General features: G+C 40.5%; 12 protein-coding genes. All 12 read right to left on the bottom strand.

Annotation, left to right across the window (positions count from 1 at the left end):
- Nucleotides 1-287 precede the first annotated feature (287 nt).
- The 12 genes from icmF to J2R98_RS11995 all read right to left on the bottom strand — a co-directional run bounded on the left by icmF (nt 288) and on the right by J2R98_RS11995 (nt 15,697).
- A complete protein-coding gene (icmF, locus tag J2R98_RS12050; RefSeq protein ID WP_307069337.1) occupies nt 288-3,518 on the bottom strand; it encodes a fused isobutyryl-CoA mutase/GTPase IcmF in 3,231 nt (1,076 codons plus the stop codon).
- A complete protein-coding gene (locus tag J2R98_RS12045; RefSeq protein WP_307069334.1) occupies nt 3,518-4,159 on the bottom strand; it encodes a TetR/AcrR family transcriptional regulator in 642 nt (213 codons plus the stop codon). The genes icmF and J2R98_RS12045 overlap by 1 nt, the downstream gene beginning before the upstream one ends.
- The gene (gene meaB / locus J2R98_RS12040) at nt 4,143-5,105 is read right to left on the bottom strand and encodes a methylmalonyl Co-A mutase-associated GTPase MeaB (RefSeq protein WP_307069332.1); all 963 of its coding nucleotides are present in this window, start codon (nt 5,103-5,105) and stop codon (nt 4,143-4,145) included. The genes J2R98_RS12045 and meaB overlap by 17 nt, the downstream gene beginning before the upstream one ends.
- 94 nt (nt 5,106-5,199) lie before the next feature.
- Nucleotides 5,200-6,339, bottom strand: a complete 1,140-nt coding sequence (locus tag J2R98_RS12035) for an acyl-CoA dehydrogenase (RefSeq protein WP_307069330.1) — start codon at nt 6,337-6,339, stop codon at nt 5,200-5,202.
- A gap of 19 nt (nt 6,340-6,358) precedes the next feature.
- Nucleotides 6,359-7,498, bottom strand: coding sequence for an acyl-CoA dehydrogenase (locus J2R98_RS12030; protein WP_307069328.1), 1,140 nt, complete (start codon nt 7,496-7,498; stop codon nt 6,359-6,361).
- A 33-nt stretch (nt 7,499-7,531) separates the two neighbouring features.
- Nucleotides 7,532-8,383: a 3-hydroxybutyryl-CoA dehydrogenase gene (locus J2R98_RS12025; RefSeq protein ID WP_307069327.1), complete on the bottom strand. Its 852-nt coding sequence runs from the start codon at nt 8,381-8,383 to the stop codon at nt 7,532-7,534.
- Nucleotides 8,384-8,413: 30 nt separating this feature from the next.
- Nucleotides 8,414-9,601 (bottom strand): acetyl-CoA C-acetyltransferase, encoded by a 1,188-nt coding sequence (locus J2R98_RS12020; RefSeq protein WP_307069325.1) that lies wholly within the window; start codon nt 9,599-9,601, stop codon nt 8,414-8,416.
- Between the two features lie 262 nt (nt 9,602-9,863).
- Nucleotides 9,864-11,738 (bottom strand): oligopeptide ABC transporter substrate-binding protein, encoded by a 1,875-nt coding sequence (opp4A, locus tag J2R98_RS12015; protein WP_307069323.1) that lies wholly within the window; start codon nt 11,736-11,738, stop codon nt 9,864-9,866.
- A gap of 106 nt (nt 11,739-11,844) precedes the next feature.
- The gene (locus J2R98_RS12010) at nt 11,845-12,765 is read right to left on the bottom strand and encodes an ABC transporter permease (RefSeq protein ID WP_307069321.1); all 921 of its coding nucleotides are present in this window, start codon (nt 12,763-12,765) and stop codon (nt 11,845-11,847) included.
- A 26-nt stretch (nt 12,766-12,791) separates the two neighbouring features.
- A complete protein-coding gene (opp4B, locus tag J2R98_RS12005; protein ID WP_307069320.1) occupies nt 12,792-13,754 on the bottom strand; it encodes an oligopeptide ABC transporter permease in 963 nt (320 codons plus the stop codon).
- A gap of 7 nt (nt 13,755-13,761) precedes the next feature.
- Nucleotides 13,762-14,694 carry an ABC transporter ATP-binding protein gene (locus tag J2R98_RS12000; RefSeq protein WP_307069318.1) on the bottom strand — a complete coding sequence of 311 codons (933 nt, stop codon included), beginning with the start codon at nt 14,692-14,694 and terminating at the stop codon, nt 13,762-13,764.
- Nucleotides 14,675-15,697: an ABC transporter ATP-binding protein gene (locus J2R98_RS11995; protein WP_307069316.1), complete on the bottom strand. Its 1,023-nt coding sequence runs from the start codon at nt 15,695-15,697 to the stop codon at nt 14,675-14,677. The genes J2R98_RS12000 and J2R98_RS11995 overlap by 20 nt, the downstream gene beginning before the upstream one ends.
- Nucleotides 15,698-15,762 lie beyond the last annotated feature (65 nt).

Genomic DNA, 15,762 nt, shown 5'->3' with positions numbered 1-15,762 from the left:
CCACTATAATATGGAGGGAAATGATAAAAAATTGAGCAATTTTGAGTCACAGCTAGGTGAATTGTTTTGTGTCCAGTTTAAGGGGGCCTAGCCGTCACAGACTACTTTTTGGCGCTCACACGGATTTATCGGCGCTCGCATACATTTTATCAGCGCTCGCACGGATTTATCGGCGCTCGCATATTTTTATCAGCGTTCGTCGAATATTTATCAGCGCTCACGAGATTTTATCAGCGCTCAGCCCCAAAAGAAAAACTCGCCGAAACATGTTCGGCGAGCTTAGCTTTTTACATATTACGACGGTATTGTCCGCCGACTTCGTATAGTGCGTTTGTAATTTGGCCAAGGCTTGCGACTTTCACTGTCTCCATGAGCTCAGCAAAAACATTACCTTCTGATGCTGCGACTTGTTTTAGTCGTTTTAGGGCTTCCTCGGCTTCATCTGCATTTTGTTCTTGGAATGCACGTAAGTTTGCGATTTGTTGTTGTTTTTCGTCTTGTGTTGCACGTGCTATTTCCATTGAGTTAATTTCATCTTCTGATGGTGGGTTTGGATTTTGGTACGTGTTAACACCAACGATCGGCAGTTCACCCGTGTGCTTTTTACCTTCATAGTAAAGTGACTCTTCTTGGATCTTACCACGTTGATATTGACGCTCCATCGCACCTAGTACGCCACCACGGTCGTTAATACGTTCAAATTCTTGTAGTACCGCTTCTTCTACTAAGTCTGTAAGCTCTTCTAAAATGTACGAACCTTGCAGTGAGTTCTCCGTTTTAGTTAAACCGAACTCTTTACTAATAATCATTTGAATCGCCATGGCACGACGGACGGACTCTTCTGTCGGTGTTGTGATCGCTTCGTCATATGCATTCGTATGAAGTGAGTTCGTATTATCTTGGATGGCGATTAACGCTTGTAACGTTGTACGAATGTCATTAAAGTCAACTTCTTGTGCGTGTAATGAACGGCCTGACGTTTGGATATGGTACTTCAACTTTTGGCTACGCTCATTAGCGCCATACTTATCACGCATAACGATTGACCAAATACGACGAGCGACGCGGCCGATCACCGTATACTCTGGGTCTAAACCGTTTGAGAAGAAGAATGATAAGTTCGGTGCGAATTTATTAATGTCCATACCACGACTTAAGTAATATTCAACGTACGTAAAGCCGTTAGCTAGTGTAAAGGCTAGCTGACTGATTGGGTTCGCACCTGCTTCTGCAATGTGATAACCCGAAATCGAGACTGAGTAATAGTTACGTACTTCATTTTCTATAAAGTATGCTTGGATGTCACCCATCATACGTAGAGCAAACTCTGTTGAAAAGATACACGTGTTTTGGCCTTGGTCTTCTTTCAAGATGTCAGCTTGCACTGTACCGCGAACGACAGATATGGTTTCCGTTTTAATTTGCTCACGCTCTTCAGCATTCGGATCGCGACCATTTTCTTCTTGGAACTTCGCGATTTGTTGATCAATCGCTGCATTGAAAAACATCGCTAAAATGATCGGTGCAGGACCGTTAATTGTCATTGAAACTGACGTTAATGGATGGCATAGGTCAAAACCATCATATAACTTCTTCATATCTTCAACTGTACAAATGCTAACACCTGATTCACCGACTTTACCGTAAATGTCAGGACGCTCATCAGGGTCCTCACCGTAAAGTGTTACAGAGTCAAAAGCTGTACTTAAACGTTTCGCATCTTCGTCTTTCGATAAATAGTGGAAACGACGATTGGTACGTTCTGGTGTTCCTTCACCTGCGAACTGGCGTGTCGGGTCTTCACCTCGACGTTTGAACGGGAACACGCCTGCTGTATAAGGGAAGTATCCTGGTACATTTTCTAGAAGCATGAACTTTAGTTGATCGCCCCAGTCTTTATATTTCGGAAGGGCGACTTTAGGAATTTTTATACCGGATAAACTTTCCGTGTTCAACTCGACTTTAAATTCTTTTCCGCGAACTTCATAAGACATTTCATCTTTTGTGTAGCTCTCTTGAAGCTCATCATACTTCTCAAGCTGTTCCACACTTTCTTCTTCTAACTGTTTTTCATAGCTTTCAATTAAGTTTTGAATCGCTTCAAGCTCTTTTTCAGCTAACTCTTCTTTTGTACCTTCTAGCTTATAAAGCTTGCTTGCAATTTCACTTTGTCTTCTAGCTTTATCTTTATACCCTTGGACAGCCTGGACGATATCGCGTAAGTATTGACGACGTTCAGGTGGGATGATTAGATTTTGTTTTTCTGCTACTTTAATGTTCGTTTCAAATGGTACTTCAACATCCCAGTTGTAGCGGTCATTTAACGTTTCAAGTAGTGATGCAAAAAGGGTGTTCGTACCAGCATCGTTAAACTGACTCGCGATCGTCCCGAACACTGGGAAAGTTTCATGGTCTTCATGGAATAGCATATGGCTACGCTCATATTGTTTACGTACTTGGCGTAATGCATCTTCAGACCCTTTTTGTTCGAATTTGTTAATCACAACGAAATCAGCATAATCGATCATGTCGATTTTTTCTAACTGCGATGGTGCACCGAATTCAGCTGTCATCACGTACATTGATAAATCTGTAATCTCAGTAATTTCAGCATCACCTTGACCAATTCCGCTCGTTTCTACGATGACAAAATCAAAATTCGCTGCTTTTACGACGTTAATCGCATCCGTAATCGCTTTTGAAAGCTCACTTTTCGAATCACGTGTTGCAAGTGAACGCATGTAAACACGAGGGTTAAAAATGGCATTCATACGAATACGGTCACCTAATAAAGCACCGCCTGTTTTCTTTTTCGTTGGGTCTACTGAAATAATCGCAACTTTTTTATCAGAGACTTCGTTAACGAATCGGCGAATCAGTTCGTCTGTTAATGAACTTTTACCTGCACCACCTGTACCTGTAATACCTAATACAGGCACTGAAGAACCGTCGATTTTTAACAATTCATCTAGCTTTTCACTAGATACAGAACCGTTTTCAACGTGTGTGATCAGTCGAGCGACCGCTTGATTGTCACCTTCTTTTGCCGCTTTTGCATCCGCTTCTAATTCGATTGGTGTTGGATGATCGCACTCTTCTAACATTGTATTGATCATGCCTTGTAGACCTGTTTCGCGACCGTCTTCAGGTGAGAAAATACGTGCGACACCGTAATCGTGTAATTCTTTTATTTCACGCGGTAAAATAACACCGCCACCACCGCCGTAAACGCGAATGTGGCCTGCACCTTTTTCGTTTAATAAATCGACCATATATTTAAAATATTCTACGTGTCCACCTTGATAAGAAGAAATGGCAATACCTTGTGCATCTTCTTGGATCGCAGCGTTCACAACTGCTTCAACAGAGCGGTTATGCCCTAAGTGGATGACTTCAGAACCACTTGCTTGAAGAATTCGTCTCATAATGTTGATTGAAGCATCGTGTCCGTCAAATAAACTCGATGCCGTCACGAATCTAACAGGGTGTTTCACTTCATAAGCTACTTGCTGTTGCATCATTTCACGCCTCCTTGTTGTTTTATTTGTGTGAGGTGCGCCAATTGGCTTTTTAATAAATTAAATTGGTGTTGTGTATATTGTTCTAATGAAAATTCTTTTTGCAACACCCAACGGCGAAAGCCCCACATTTGCCCTTGAATAAAAATATTGTTAGAGATTAACGTTATTTCATTTTGGCTCAAGACGTCTTTGTAGCTGTTTTCCAGAATGGTTTCAAACAGCCTAAGCATTTCTTTTTCTTTATTTAACACGTATTCTTGCGCATCTTTCGGAAGTGCTTTTAACTCTTGGTAAAGAACGAGCACTTCATCTTGTAATTCATCCATCAGTTGAAAGTAAGATTCAACCGCCTGAAATAAAGAACTTTCAGATGTTGTGTCTGTATCAATAACCGCTTTCATCCGCGCTTTTACTTCATCATAAATCGCATCACAGACGAGAAAGAGGACGTCTTCTTTTTTACGAATGTACTCATAAAGGGTGCCAATGCTGAATCCTGCAGCTTTAGCAATTTCACGAGTCGTCGCTCGGTGAAAGCCTTTCTGTTTAAAAAGGGTGACAGCGCCTTTATGTAGTTGGGCGCGTCGTTTGACTATTAGTGATTCATCTTTAATCGATGAACTAATTTCTTTTACCATTTGACTCCCCCTTACTCAACCCTCGCCATTCGCTAAGCCATGTTTGAGCTAATTGGTAAGGGTCTTCTACTTGATCTATCTTCTCTTTCATTTGAGGAGTGTTTTCGATTGTTTTGTGTAGATCTTTATATAAAGCTTCTTGCATCAGTTCATAGACTTCATGCCGTAGTTGTTCTTTTCTCTTTTGCATACCGGCTTCAGACTGCTGAAGGTATTGCCAATGGTGTTTGAATGCCTCGTGAAGCTCATCAAATCCAGTCGGTTTTGCAGCAGAGGTTGTTTCTACGATTTGTGGTTCGTGGCCGTGATGGCCTGAAATATGGATTAAATCTTTTAGCTGATTTTTTAACTTACGAACACCTGGTAGATCGGCTTTGTTTAAAATGAAAAGGTCCGCAATTTCCATAATGCCAGCTTTGAAGACTTGTAAAATATCACCGGAATTCGGCGTCAGTATAACAGCCGTCGTGTCCGCCACTTTCATAATGTCGAGCTCTGACTGACCGACACCGACTGTCTCAACGATGATGTAGTCAAAGCCATATGCATCACATGCTCTAATCGCATCCTTTGTCGCTCGAGCTAAGCCACCTAAACTACCGCGCGTTGCCATACTGCGAATGAAGACATTTTCATCGGTAAAATGTTTATGCATGCGAACACGGTCACCAAGCAAGGCACCACCACTAAAAGGACTGGTCGGATCAACTGCAATGACGGCAACTTTTTTGTTTTGTTCACGTAAAAGCGTGATGAAGTGATCAACGAGTGAGCTTTTACCAGCGCCTGGCGAACCAGTAATACCAATGTAATGCGCTCCTTTTTTACGCTGATTAAGGTCACTTAGTAGCGATAATTTATTAGGATGATCATTTTCAATCATCGTAATCGCTCGTGCTAATGCGCGTTGATCTTGGTTATCGATTCTTTCAGCGAGTTGATCCATTGGCGTTCAGTCCTTTCTTTGATTGGCTGCTATTCGGCAATTATTGGCTCGCCTGAATGGCCTTAGCCATTCAGGCTTTTATTTTCAATAAAACTTACTTCGTTACCATACGGCCGACGACTAAGCGTTGGATTTCTTGTGTGCCTTCGTAAATTTGGGTGATCTTGGCATCACGCATATAGCGCTCGACTGGATAGTCTTTCGTGTAGCCATAGCCACCGTATACTTGCACTGCTTCGACTGTTACTTTCATGGCAGTATCACCAGCAAAAAGTTTAGCCATCGCTGATTCCTTCTGGTAAGGGATCCCTTCTGACTCGTTGTACGCTGCTTGATAAGTTAATAGCCTTGAAGCTTCGATTTCGGTTGCCATGTCTGCTAGTTTGAAAGAGATGCCCTGGTTTTTTGCGATTGGCTTGCCGAATTGTTCACGTTCTTTTGCGTATTCAGTTGATTTGTCTAGGGCACCTTGTGCGATTCCGACGGCTTGTGCTGCAATTCCGTTACGACCACCATCTAGTGTCGTCATCGCGATTTTAAACCCTTCGCCTTCTTCGCCTAGCATATTTTCTTTAGGAATACGGCAATTTTCAAAGATTAGTTCAGTTGTAGGAGATGAACGAATTCCTAGCTTTTCTTCTTTTTTACCGAAAGTGAATCCTTCTGTTCCTTTCTCTACAATGAAAGCAGAGATTCCTTTATGTTTTGCATCCATGTCTGTTTTTGCGAATACGACGTAAATGTCGCCAACGCCACCGTTTGTAATCCAAACTTTTGAACCGTTTAGGACATACTCATCGCCATCTAATTTCGCCGTCGTTTTCATTGATGATACGTCACTTCCTGCACCTGGTTCTGATAATGCGTAAGCACCAAGCGCTTCACCTGTTGCTAGACGTTGTAGGAAGTTTTGTTTTTGCTCTTCATTTCCGTACATGTAAATTGGCCAGCTAGCTAATGAAATGTGAGCTGATAGCGTTACACCTGTTGATGCACATACGCGTGAAAGTTCTTCAACAGCAATGACGTAGCTCACAAAATCTGATCCGATTCCGCCGTATTCTTCTGGCCAAGGGATCCCTGTTAAGCCTAGTTCTGCCATTTTATCGAAAATTTCACGATCAAAACGCTCCTCTTCATCACGCTCTGCCGCTGTTGGTTCTACTTCATTTACCGCAAAATCACGAACCATTTTGCGTAACATTTGTTGTTCTTCTGTTAGTTGAAAATTCATAATGTTTGCCTCCCCTTTTCTATTTCAACAGTTGTCTGCTAATGACAACGTTTTGCACTTCAGTTGTACCTTCATAAATTTGAGTGATCTTAGCATCACGGAAGTATCGTTCAACTGGATAGTCTTCTGTATAGCCATAGCCTCCAAACACTTGAACAGCCTCAATTGATGTATCGACTGCTGTTTTTGAAGCGAATTTTTTCGCCATTGATGCTTGTTTACTACTGTCCATACCTGCTTGATACAGTGATGCAGCGTTATAGACTAGTAGTTTTGAAGATTCTACAGCTGTTGCCATATCGGCTAACTTGAACGAAACACCTTGGTGCTTCGCAATTGGACGACCGAACTGTTCACGTTCTTTGGCATAATCAGTCGCTGCTTCAAATGCTGCTTCAGCAATTCCTAGTGCTTGAGCCGCAATTCCAATTCGACCAATATTTAAGTTAGCTAAGGCGATTTTAAACCCTTCACCTTCATCACCTAACCGTTGAGAAGCTGGTACTTTACATTGGTCAAACGTTAAAGCTACCGTACTTGAGCCGTGTAGCCCCATCTTTTTCTCGGCAATGCCAATTTCAAATCCTGGTGTGTCTTTTTCTACGATAAAAGCAGAAACCCCTTTACTGCCAAGTTCAGGGTTCGTGTTGGCAAATACGATATACGTATCCGCGTAACCCCCATTTGTGATAAACACTTTTGAGCCATTAATAATGTAGTGATCACCGTCTTTAACCGCTTTCGTCTTTAAGTTACCGGCATCACTACCAGCACTTGGCTCTGTTATAGCAAAAGCACCTAAATATTCTCCTGTCGCAAGCTTTGGTACGTAGTGGTTAATTTGTTCTTCTGTACCAAACTTCAAAATTGGAAAGGTACCAACTGATGTATGAACCGATAAAATGACGCCTAACGTTGCACTCACTTTTGATAACTCATGAATGGCAATGATATAAGACATATAGTCCATACCGGCACCGCCAAGTTTTTCATCAATAGGAATACCGAATAATCCGAGTTCACTCATCTTTTGGATCAATTCTTCTGGAAAACGGTCTTCCTTTTCCATACGCTCGACTTCTGGTGCGACTTCATTCTGGGCAAAGTCGCGCACCATTTTGCGCATCATTTCTTGTTCTTCTGTTAATTGTAAGTTCATGAATGTTCTCCCCCAATGACCTTCTCATATGCCTTATTCATAGACGTAGAAGCCTCGGCCTGATTTCTTACCTAACCAACCTGCGCTAACGTATTTACGTAGCAATGGGCATGGACGGTACTTACTATCACCGAATCCTTCATGTAAAATTTCCATAATATATAAGCATGTATCTAAACCGATAAAGTCTGCTAACTGAAGTGGCCCCATTGGGTGATTCATACCTAACTTCATTACTTCATCAACAGCTTCTGGTTCAGCTACACCTTCGTAAACTGTGTAAATCGCCTCGTTAATCATCGGCATTAAAACACGGTTTGAAACGAATCCAGGATAATCGTTTACTTCAACTGGGTTTTTGTTTAATTTCTTCGTCGTTTCTTCGATTAACTGGTACGTTTCATCTGAAGTTTGGATTGCACGAATGATTTCAACGAGCTTCATAACTGGTACTGGGTTCATAAAGTGCATTCCAATCACTTGGCTTGGTCTGTTTGTTACAGCAGCGATATCTGTAATTGGTAGAGATGAAGTGTTCGTTGCTAAAATGGCATGTTTTGGTGTAATGTCATCTAGCTGTTTAAACACTTTTGTTTTAACATCCATATTCTCAACGACTGCTTCAATGACAAGATCGCAATCACTAGCATCCTCTAGTTTTGTAGTCGTGCTGATCTGTTTAAGGGCGCTTTCTTTCTCTTGCTCTGTCATTCTTTCTTTTTCAACATTACGCGAAAGTAATTTTTCAATTCTTGCATAGCCTTTATTTAGTGACTCATCCGCAATATCGTTTAACTTCACTTCAAAACCAGCCTGTGCAAAAACTTGAGCTATTCCAGAGCCCATTTGCCCAGCACCGATTACCATCACTTTGTTTACTGACATAGTTCGTTCCTCCTCTATGGATCTGAAAAGTTACTGTTTTGGAACTTCGATTAGTAGTGCATCGCCTTGACCACCGCCTGAGCAGATCGATGCAATACCTAAACCGCCACCACGACGTTTCAATTCATATGCAAGTGTTAAAATGATGCGCGCACCACTTGCACCAATTGGGTGACCTAACGCGACAGCACCACCGTTTACATTTACTTTTTCCGGATCTAATCCTGCAATGTCACTACTAGCTAATGAGACAGCCGCAAAAGCTTCATTCACTTCAAACAGGTCGATATCTTCAATCTTGTGACCTGTCTTTTCTAGCAACTTATTAATAACGATTCCTGGTGTTTCAGGAAAGCGTTCAGCTTCTACTGCCACTTCCTCATGGGCAACAATTGTCGCTAAAGGATCATGACCATTTTGATTAGCTTTTTCTTCTGACATTAATAACATCGCTGCAGCACCATCATTAACACCTGGCGCGTTACCTGCTGTTATAGTACCGTCCTTATCAAATGCTGGACGAAGCCTTCCTAGTCCTTCAGCCGTTGTACCTTCACGAGGCGCTTCATCTTGCTCTACTTTAATTGGATCTTTTTTACGTTGTGGTACTTCTACTGTTGTAATTTCATCGTCGAATTTACCTTCTTTTATCGCATTAAGCGCACGTTCATGGCTTTGTGCTGCCCATTCGTCTTGTTGTTCACGAGTTAAATTGAAATTATTAGCCGTTCTATTTCCGTAAGTACCCATATGAACATTTTCAAACGAACAAGTTAAGCCGTCATGGACCATCATGTCGACAGCTTTTTGATCGCCCATTCTAAAGCCCCACCTTGCGTTCGGCATAAAGTATGGAGCATTACTCATACTTTCCATACCACCAGCTACGATTGCGTCCTCTTCACCTAATCGGATTAACATATCACCTAAGGCAACACTTCTCATACCTGAAGCGCAAACTTTGTTAATTGTTTCTGTTTTTGTCTCCCATGGAATTTCCGCATATCGCATCGCCTGTCTTGAAGGTAATTGCCCTTGACCACCTTGTAAAACAGTGCCCATGATGACTTCACCGATCTGTTCACCAGAAACACTTGCTCTTTCTAACGTTTCCTTAATCGCAATACCACCTAGTTGAGCAGATGTCAGAGGTGCTAAAGCCCCTCCAAACTTGCCAAAAGGCGTTCTTGCTCCTGATACAATAACTGTTTTTGTCATTATGCAACTCTCCCTTCACTTCTTTGTAACCGCTACCATTAATTATAACATACATTCGACTGAGCGTTCGTTCAATAAATATGAATTTTTGAAAATTTTTGTGCTTATTTAAGAAAAGACTAATGATCTATTAGCCTTTCATCGGAACATAGGTGATTGTTTAAACTAATACTATTGTCAATTCTTATAGCCTTTACGTTAATACTAATTTAGGCATAAAAATAACGCATAGAGGATCACCTCTATGCGTTATTAGAAATTATTATTCAGCTACTACTGGTTCTTCTTGAGTAACACCTAATTCATGTAGGTATACGCCTGAACCTTGTTCAATATTGTAGTTAGTTACACGTAGGTTAGCTGGGCGTAACTCAGAGCGGTATAGTGTTGGGAATACAGGGATTTCCTCCACCATAAATTCTTGCCACTCACTATATACTTCCTGACGATATTCAACATCGAATGCTTCTTCAGAAATACCCTCTTCTAATAGACGGTCGTTTTCTTCACTCTCATAACGAGGGAAGTTAAACATTGCGTTACTACCATATAGACCTGAAGGGTCAACGTCAGAGCCTACGCTCCAAGCACCCATATAGATGTCAACATCTGGGTCATCATTTCCTCCATTACCTACACGGTCATAGAATGAGTTGAACTCATGTAGACGACCATCTAGTAATTGAACATTTAATCCAACATTTTGCCAAGATTGAACGTAGTAGTTAGCGATTGGCTCAGCTACATCGCCACCAGACATTGAAGCAAAGTTAATTACTAACTCTTCACCATCTGGAGTTTCACGGAAACCGTCACCAGTCACATCTTCATAACCAGCTTCGTCTAGAATACGTTCAGCTTCTTCTGGTTCAAAAGTTGGAACTTCAATTGAATCATCGTGATAATCTGGGTGAGAAGGTGCGATTAGCGTTGTACCAGCCCAACGTAAACCGTTATAGAAACGTTCACCAACAGTGTCGTTATCTACTGCATACCACATAGCACGACGTAGTTCAACGTCACCCATCTTCATTTCATCTGGCATATAATTTACTTTACTAGCTTCTTCATCCCAGTCACCTAGTTTGAAGCCAATGTAAGTGTAAGCCATGTCAATCTGACCTAAGAACTCTACGTTTTCCATTTGAGAATTTTCAGGATACTGATCAACTGGGAATGACGATACTAAGTCAACTCCACCAGTTTCTAATTCTTGAACTACAACGCTTGGGTTAATAACGCGAACCGTAACCTCATCTAGGTTAGGCTCTCCACGCCAGTAGTTTTCGTTTTTCACTAGTGATACAGACTCACCAGGAACGATTGAATCTACCATGAATGGACCAATACCAATTGGCTCTTGGCGTACAGCATCACTTTCTTCCATTTCAGCTACTGGAATATCTCCGAAAATGTGCTTAGGTAAAGCGTAAGTCCATACACCACCAGTTAGTAGTGAAGGCGTTAAACGCTCGTAATTAATAGTGAAAGACTTTTCGTCATGAATCTCAATACCAGGAATTGAGTCAGTTTCACCTTCACGGTATTGTTCGATACCTTCAATTAAAGTGAAACCTGCTGTACCGTAACGAACACCTGTATACTCTGGATCTGCAATTACTTCATATGAAAATACCCAGTCTTCAGCTGTTAGTTCTTCACCATCGTGCCATTGAACATCGTCACGAATAGTAAATGTGATTGAGTTATTTTCTTGGTCAGCTTCAAATGTCGCTGCACCATCTTGAGTATATGTGTAGTTTTCATCCATTGACAATAATGCCTCATCGATCCACTGTAAAATTTCAAAATCAGGAGTACCTCCATAAAAGTTGAAATTTAATGTACCTTCAAATACAGTGTCTGATACTAAACCATAGTTTAGTGAACCGCCATCGATTGGGTCACCATCATTTGATACTGCTGTACTGAAGTCGTCGATATCATAGATTTGATCTTCTGGATCGACAGCTTCTTCCTCTTCTTCTTCTTTTTGCTCTTCTGTTTCCTCAGTGCCTTCTGAACCGTCATCACTTGGATCTTCAGCACCTTCGTCATCACCGCCACAAGCAGCAAGGACAAGGAACAGAGCGAGCATTAGGACAAATAAATACTTGCCCATCAATGATTTGCTCATTGAAATACCTCCCCTTTTTCCTCAATATTTTAAGTCAGAGTATTCTGACTATATTTATACTAATCGTAGCCCCATTTATATGAGGCTAACGATTGTACCAAATTCATTATGCTCTTCTTTGTCGAGCATCAGCAGCTCGTTTTAACGCTTCACCAACGTTACGTACTGCTAACATGAGAATTAAAATTAGCACTGCGGCAGGTACCCAAATCCACCAACGATGCTCTAATGTCGTTGGGTTCGTTGCATAACTTAATAGAGTACCTAAACTAGGTGTACTTTCTGGAAAACCGAATCCTAAGAATGATAGTCCTGATTCGATTCCTATATTTGCTGCTAAATTCAATGTCATTGTTACAACAATTAACGATGTTATATTTGGTAGTACTTGTGTGAATATGATTTTCATGTGGGATGAACCTAACGTTCTCGACGCTTGAACGTAGTCAAGTTCTTTCTCTTGTAATGCCCTTGAACGAATTAACCTTGCAATCCCCATCCATAAGAATGCAGTCATAACTAGTGAAAATGACCAAACATTATACGATGGAACGATTGTTACGAATACAATGATAATCATGATGTTCGGTAATACCATGAAGAAATCAAGGATACGCATCATTACGTTATCAACGTGACCTCCAAAGTAACCTGATACAACACCAAACACAATACCAATAAAACCTGATAATAAGGTTACAAGAAAGCCAATTGCTAGAGAGTTCCTCGTTCCTATAATCAACTGCCCGAAAATGTCACGTCCACCATAGTCAGTACCTAGCCAAAACTCAATCGACGGCGGTTCGTGCAGGGCAAACAAATCTACTCTAATTATTTCCTCTTGATCTAAAATTAAAGATATACCGAATACCCCTAATGATGTTAAGACTAAAAACATCAACGATATAAAAGCTAGTTTATCCTTTAATATTTCTTTCCAAAATATAGTTAATCCCGAAGGACTTTTTTCAACTTCTACTTCATCAACCTTGTGTTCTAACTCTTGTTCTGTTTGTTTATTACTCACTCGTTTCACCCCCTAAGATAGCTTCTCTACTTAATTCGAATTCGTGGATCAACAATACTTAGTATAATATCTGATAGTAATGCACCTAAAATGGCAGCCAAACCGAATAATAATACTAAGGCTGTTACTACAGAGTAATCTCTAAGTACAATCGATTCTAGGAATAGAGCACCCATTCCTGGATAACTATAGATTTGCTCTACGAAGATCGATCCACTAATTAACATTGTAATTTCATAACCGAAGAAAGCAGCTATCGGTAAAACCGAGTTACGGAAAATGTGTCTATTATAAACACGTTGTTCTGGAGCACCTTTTGCTCGTGCCGTAATAATAAAGTCCTTCTGTTTCGTATCGACAATTTCACTTCTTAAATACTGTACTGTACCCACTAAACCAATTAATGCTATTGAAAGCCCCGGCAATAGTAAGTGGTGAATTTTACTCAGAATATACTCCATTGACCCCGATTCTAAACCTGGTGCAACTGAACCACCTGTTGGGAACCAACCGAGATGGAATCCGAACACCCATAATGTTACTAATGCAAAGATAAAAATCGGTGTTGCAAATCCTAAATAAGTGTAACCTGTGATAATTTGATCAACTAGTTTGTCATTCCAACGACCACTAATGATTCCCATCGGAATACCTAATGCATAAATAAAGAATACAGAGATTAACGATAACCAAAATGTATTAATCATGCGGTCCCAAATTAAATCAGTAACCGGCATTTTAAAACGGTACGATTGTCCGAAATCTCCTTGTGCGACTCCAACAACCCAATCAGAATATTGGACGTACCACGGATTATTCCAACCTAACTTTTCACGTTGCTCTTCAATTGCCTCTGATGAAATGTTTGGATCAATTTGTCCAGTCAATGCATCACCAGGCATCATAGATGCAAGTATAAAAACAATTAAACTTAATAAGATTAACTGCGGCATTGTTATGATTAATCTTCTAACTATAAATTTCCACATAATCTAATCAACCTCTTTCTGGTAACGCAACTTTGTGTGTGTCTGATATACTTCTAAGGTCGTACGCCATGCCGTTTTCATCAAAGTAATCATAAAATGATTGCTGATACTCCTCTTTAACTTGCGCACGAAACCTTTGGTGCTCTTCGCGTCTTCTAGGGTCAACATCTGGAATTGCCGCAACTAACCTTTTCGTATAAATGTGTTGAGGGTTATTGAAAATATCCTCTTTCAAACCTTCTTCTACTAATCTTCCTTGATACATGATCCCAATACGGTCACACATATGTTTAATGACCCCTAGATCATGGGCAATGAATAATAGAGTAAGGTTCATATCTTTTTGAATATCTTGTAAAAAGTTTAATACTTGTGCTTGCACCGAAACGTCTAATGCAGAAACTGGTTCGTCTGCAATAATTAATTTTGGATTTAGAGCAATTGCTCTTGCTACCCCAATTCTTTGTCTCTGTCCACCCGAGAATTCGTGTGGATATTTAAAAATACTATCCTTACTAATTCCTACACGCTCTAGTAACTCTTTAACTTTCTCTTTTTCATCAGCTTTAGACATCTTCTCATAGTTTCTAAACGGTTCAGCAACAATATCTAACACTCGTTTTCTAGGATTTAAACTGGAGTATGGGTCTTGGAAAATCATTTGGACGTCTTTTCTAACGTCAACTTTCTTCCCCTTTTTAGCATTAAGATGAGCATCTTCAAAATACATATCGCCTTCCGTAATATTGTTAAGGCCCATAACTGCTTTGCCAGTCGTTGTCTTACCTGACCCTGACTCTCCAACTAATCCGTAAGTTTGCCCCTCTTTAACTTCAAAGGAAACACCGTCTACCGCTCTTACTTCATCAATTTTTCTATTTAAAATTCCACCTCGTATCGGAAAGTGGATTTTCAAGTCATCAACTTTCAGTAACGCCATTAGTCTGCTCCTCCTTGCTCTCTTCTGGGAAGTAGAAATGCTGGTAACATGTACAGCGTACATAATGGTTTTCACTTATTTCATGTAATTGTGGATCATCTTCATGAGCGGCATCTTCAATCCACGGTATACGTTCTTTGAAACGGCAACCTTCACGAGGTAAGTTTTTCAAAGAAGGTACAATTCCTTGAATAACGTGCAAACGGTCTTGTGCAAAGTCTGTTGCTGGAACTGAACTTAGTAAAGAACGTGTATATGGATGCTGAGGATTAACAAATAATGATTCAACATCTGCTATTTCGACAATTTCTCCAGCATACATAACGGCTACTCGATCGGCCATTTCAGCAACAACACCTAAATCGTGAGTGATTAAGATTACTCCTGAGTTCAAGTCATCCTTTAACTCTCTCATTAGATCTAATATTTGAGCTTGAATTGTTACATCCAATGCAGTCGTTGGTTCGTCTGCAATTAACAATTCAGGCTTGTTAGCTATTGCAATCGCAATAATTACACGTTGTCTCATACCACCAGATAATTCGTGCGGAAACTGGTCCACTACACGTTCTGGTCGCGGTAACCCTACTCTTTCAAGAAGTTCGATTGAATAATCGCGACGTTCTTGTTTTGACATATCTTTTTTGTGTAATAATAAAACTTCACCAATTTGCTTTCCGACTTCCATTAATGGATTTAAAGCTGTTAATGGATCTTGGAAGATCATTGAGATTTCATTACCACGAATTTTATTCATTTTTGACGTTGACAAATTAGCAATATCTCGCCCTTTAAATAAAATTTCACCTTCGATTTTCGCTCTGTTGTGTAACCCCATAAGCGAGAAAGCTGTTGCACTCTTACCTGAACCCGATTCCCCTACGATCGCTAACACTTCATTTTCTTGAAGGTTTAACGAAACGTCATCAACTGCTGCGTAATACTCTTCCCCTATGCGGAAGGATGTTGTTAAGTTCTTAATCTCCAATAAAGTTTTGCTCAACCCTATCACCCTACACTTATATTTTTCTTGCTGACCTCTATAGGTTTTTCTCTTTATTTGTATAT

It is taken from the genome of Alkalibacillus filiformis (assembly GCF_030814115.1).
GTDB classification, from domain to species: Bacteria; Bacillota; Bacilli; order Bacillales; family Alkalibacillaceae; genus Alkalibacillus; species Alkalibacillus filiformis.
The sequence above is the reverse complement of the archived record's forward strand: the minus strand, read 5'-3'. Positions and strand labels throughout refer to the sequence as shown.

What these genes read in the sequence shown, in the direction of transcription:
- icmF (WP_307069337.1), bottom strand. Translation starts at nt 3,518, where the DNA reads ATGCAACAGCAAGTAGCTTATGAAGTGAAACACCCTGTTAGATTCGTG.
- J2R98_RS12045 (WP_307069334.1), bottom strand. Translation starts at nt 4,159, where the DNA reads ATGGTAAAAGAAATTAGTTCATCGATTAAAGATGAATCACTAATAGTC.
- meaB (WP_307069332.1), bottom strand. Translation starts at nt 5,105, where the DNA reads ATGGATCAACTCGCTGAAAGAATCGATAACCAAGATCAACGCGCATTA.
- J2R98_RS12035 (WP_307069330.1), bottom strand. Translation starts at nt 6,339, where the DNA reads ATGAATTTTCAACTAACAGAAGAACAACAAATGTTACGCAAAATGGTT.
- J2R98_RS12030 (WP_307069328.1), bottom strand. Translation starts at nt 7,498, where the DNA reads ATGAACTTACAATTAACAGAAGAACAAGAAATGATGCGCAAAATGGTG.
- J2R98_RS12025 (WP_307069327.1), bottom strand. Translation starts at nt 8,383, where the DNA reads ATGTCAGTAAACAAAGTGATGGTAATCGGTGCTGGGCAAATGGGCTCT.
- J2R98_RS12020 (WP_307069325.1), bottom strand. Translation starts at nt 9,601, where the DNA reads ATGACAAAAACAGTTATTGTATCAGGAGCAAGAACGCCTTTTGGCAAG.
- opp4A (WP_307069323.1), bottom strand. Translation starts at nt 11,738, where the DNA reads ATGAGCAAATCATTGATGGGCAAGTATTTATTTGTCCTAATGCTCGCT.
- opp4B (WP_307069320.1), bottom strand. Translation starts at nt 13,754, where the DNA reads ATGTGGAAATTTATAGTTAGAAGATTAATCATAACAATGCCGCAGTTA.
- J2R98_RS12000 (WP_307069318.1), bottom strand. Translation starts at nt 14,694, where the DNA reads ATGGCGTTACTGAAAGTTGATGACTTGAAAATCCACTTTCCGATACGA.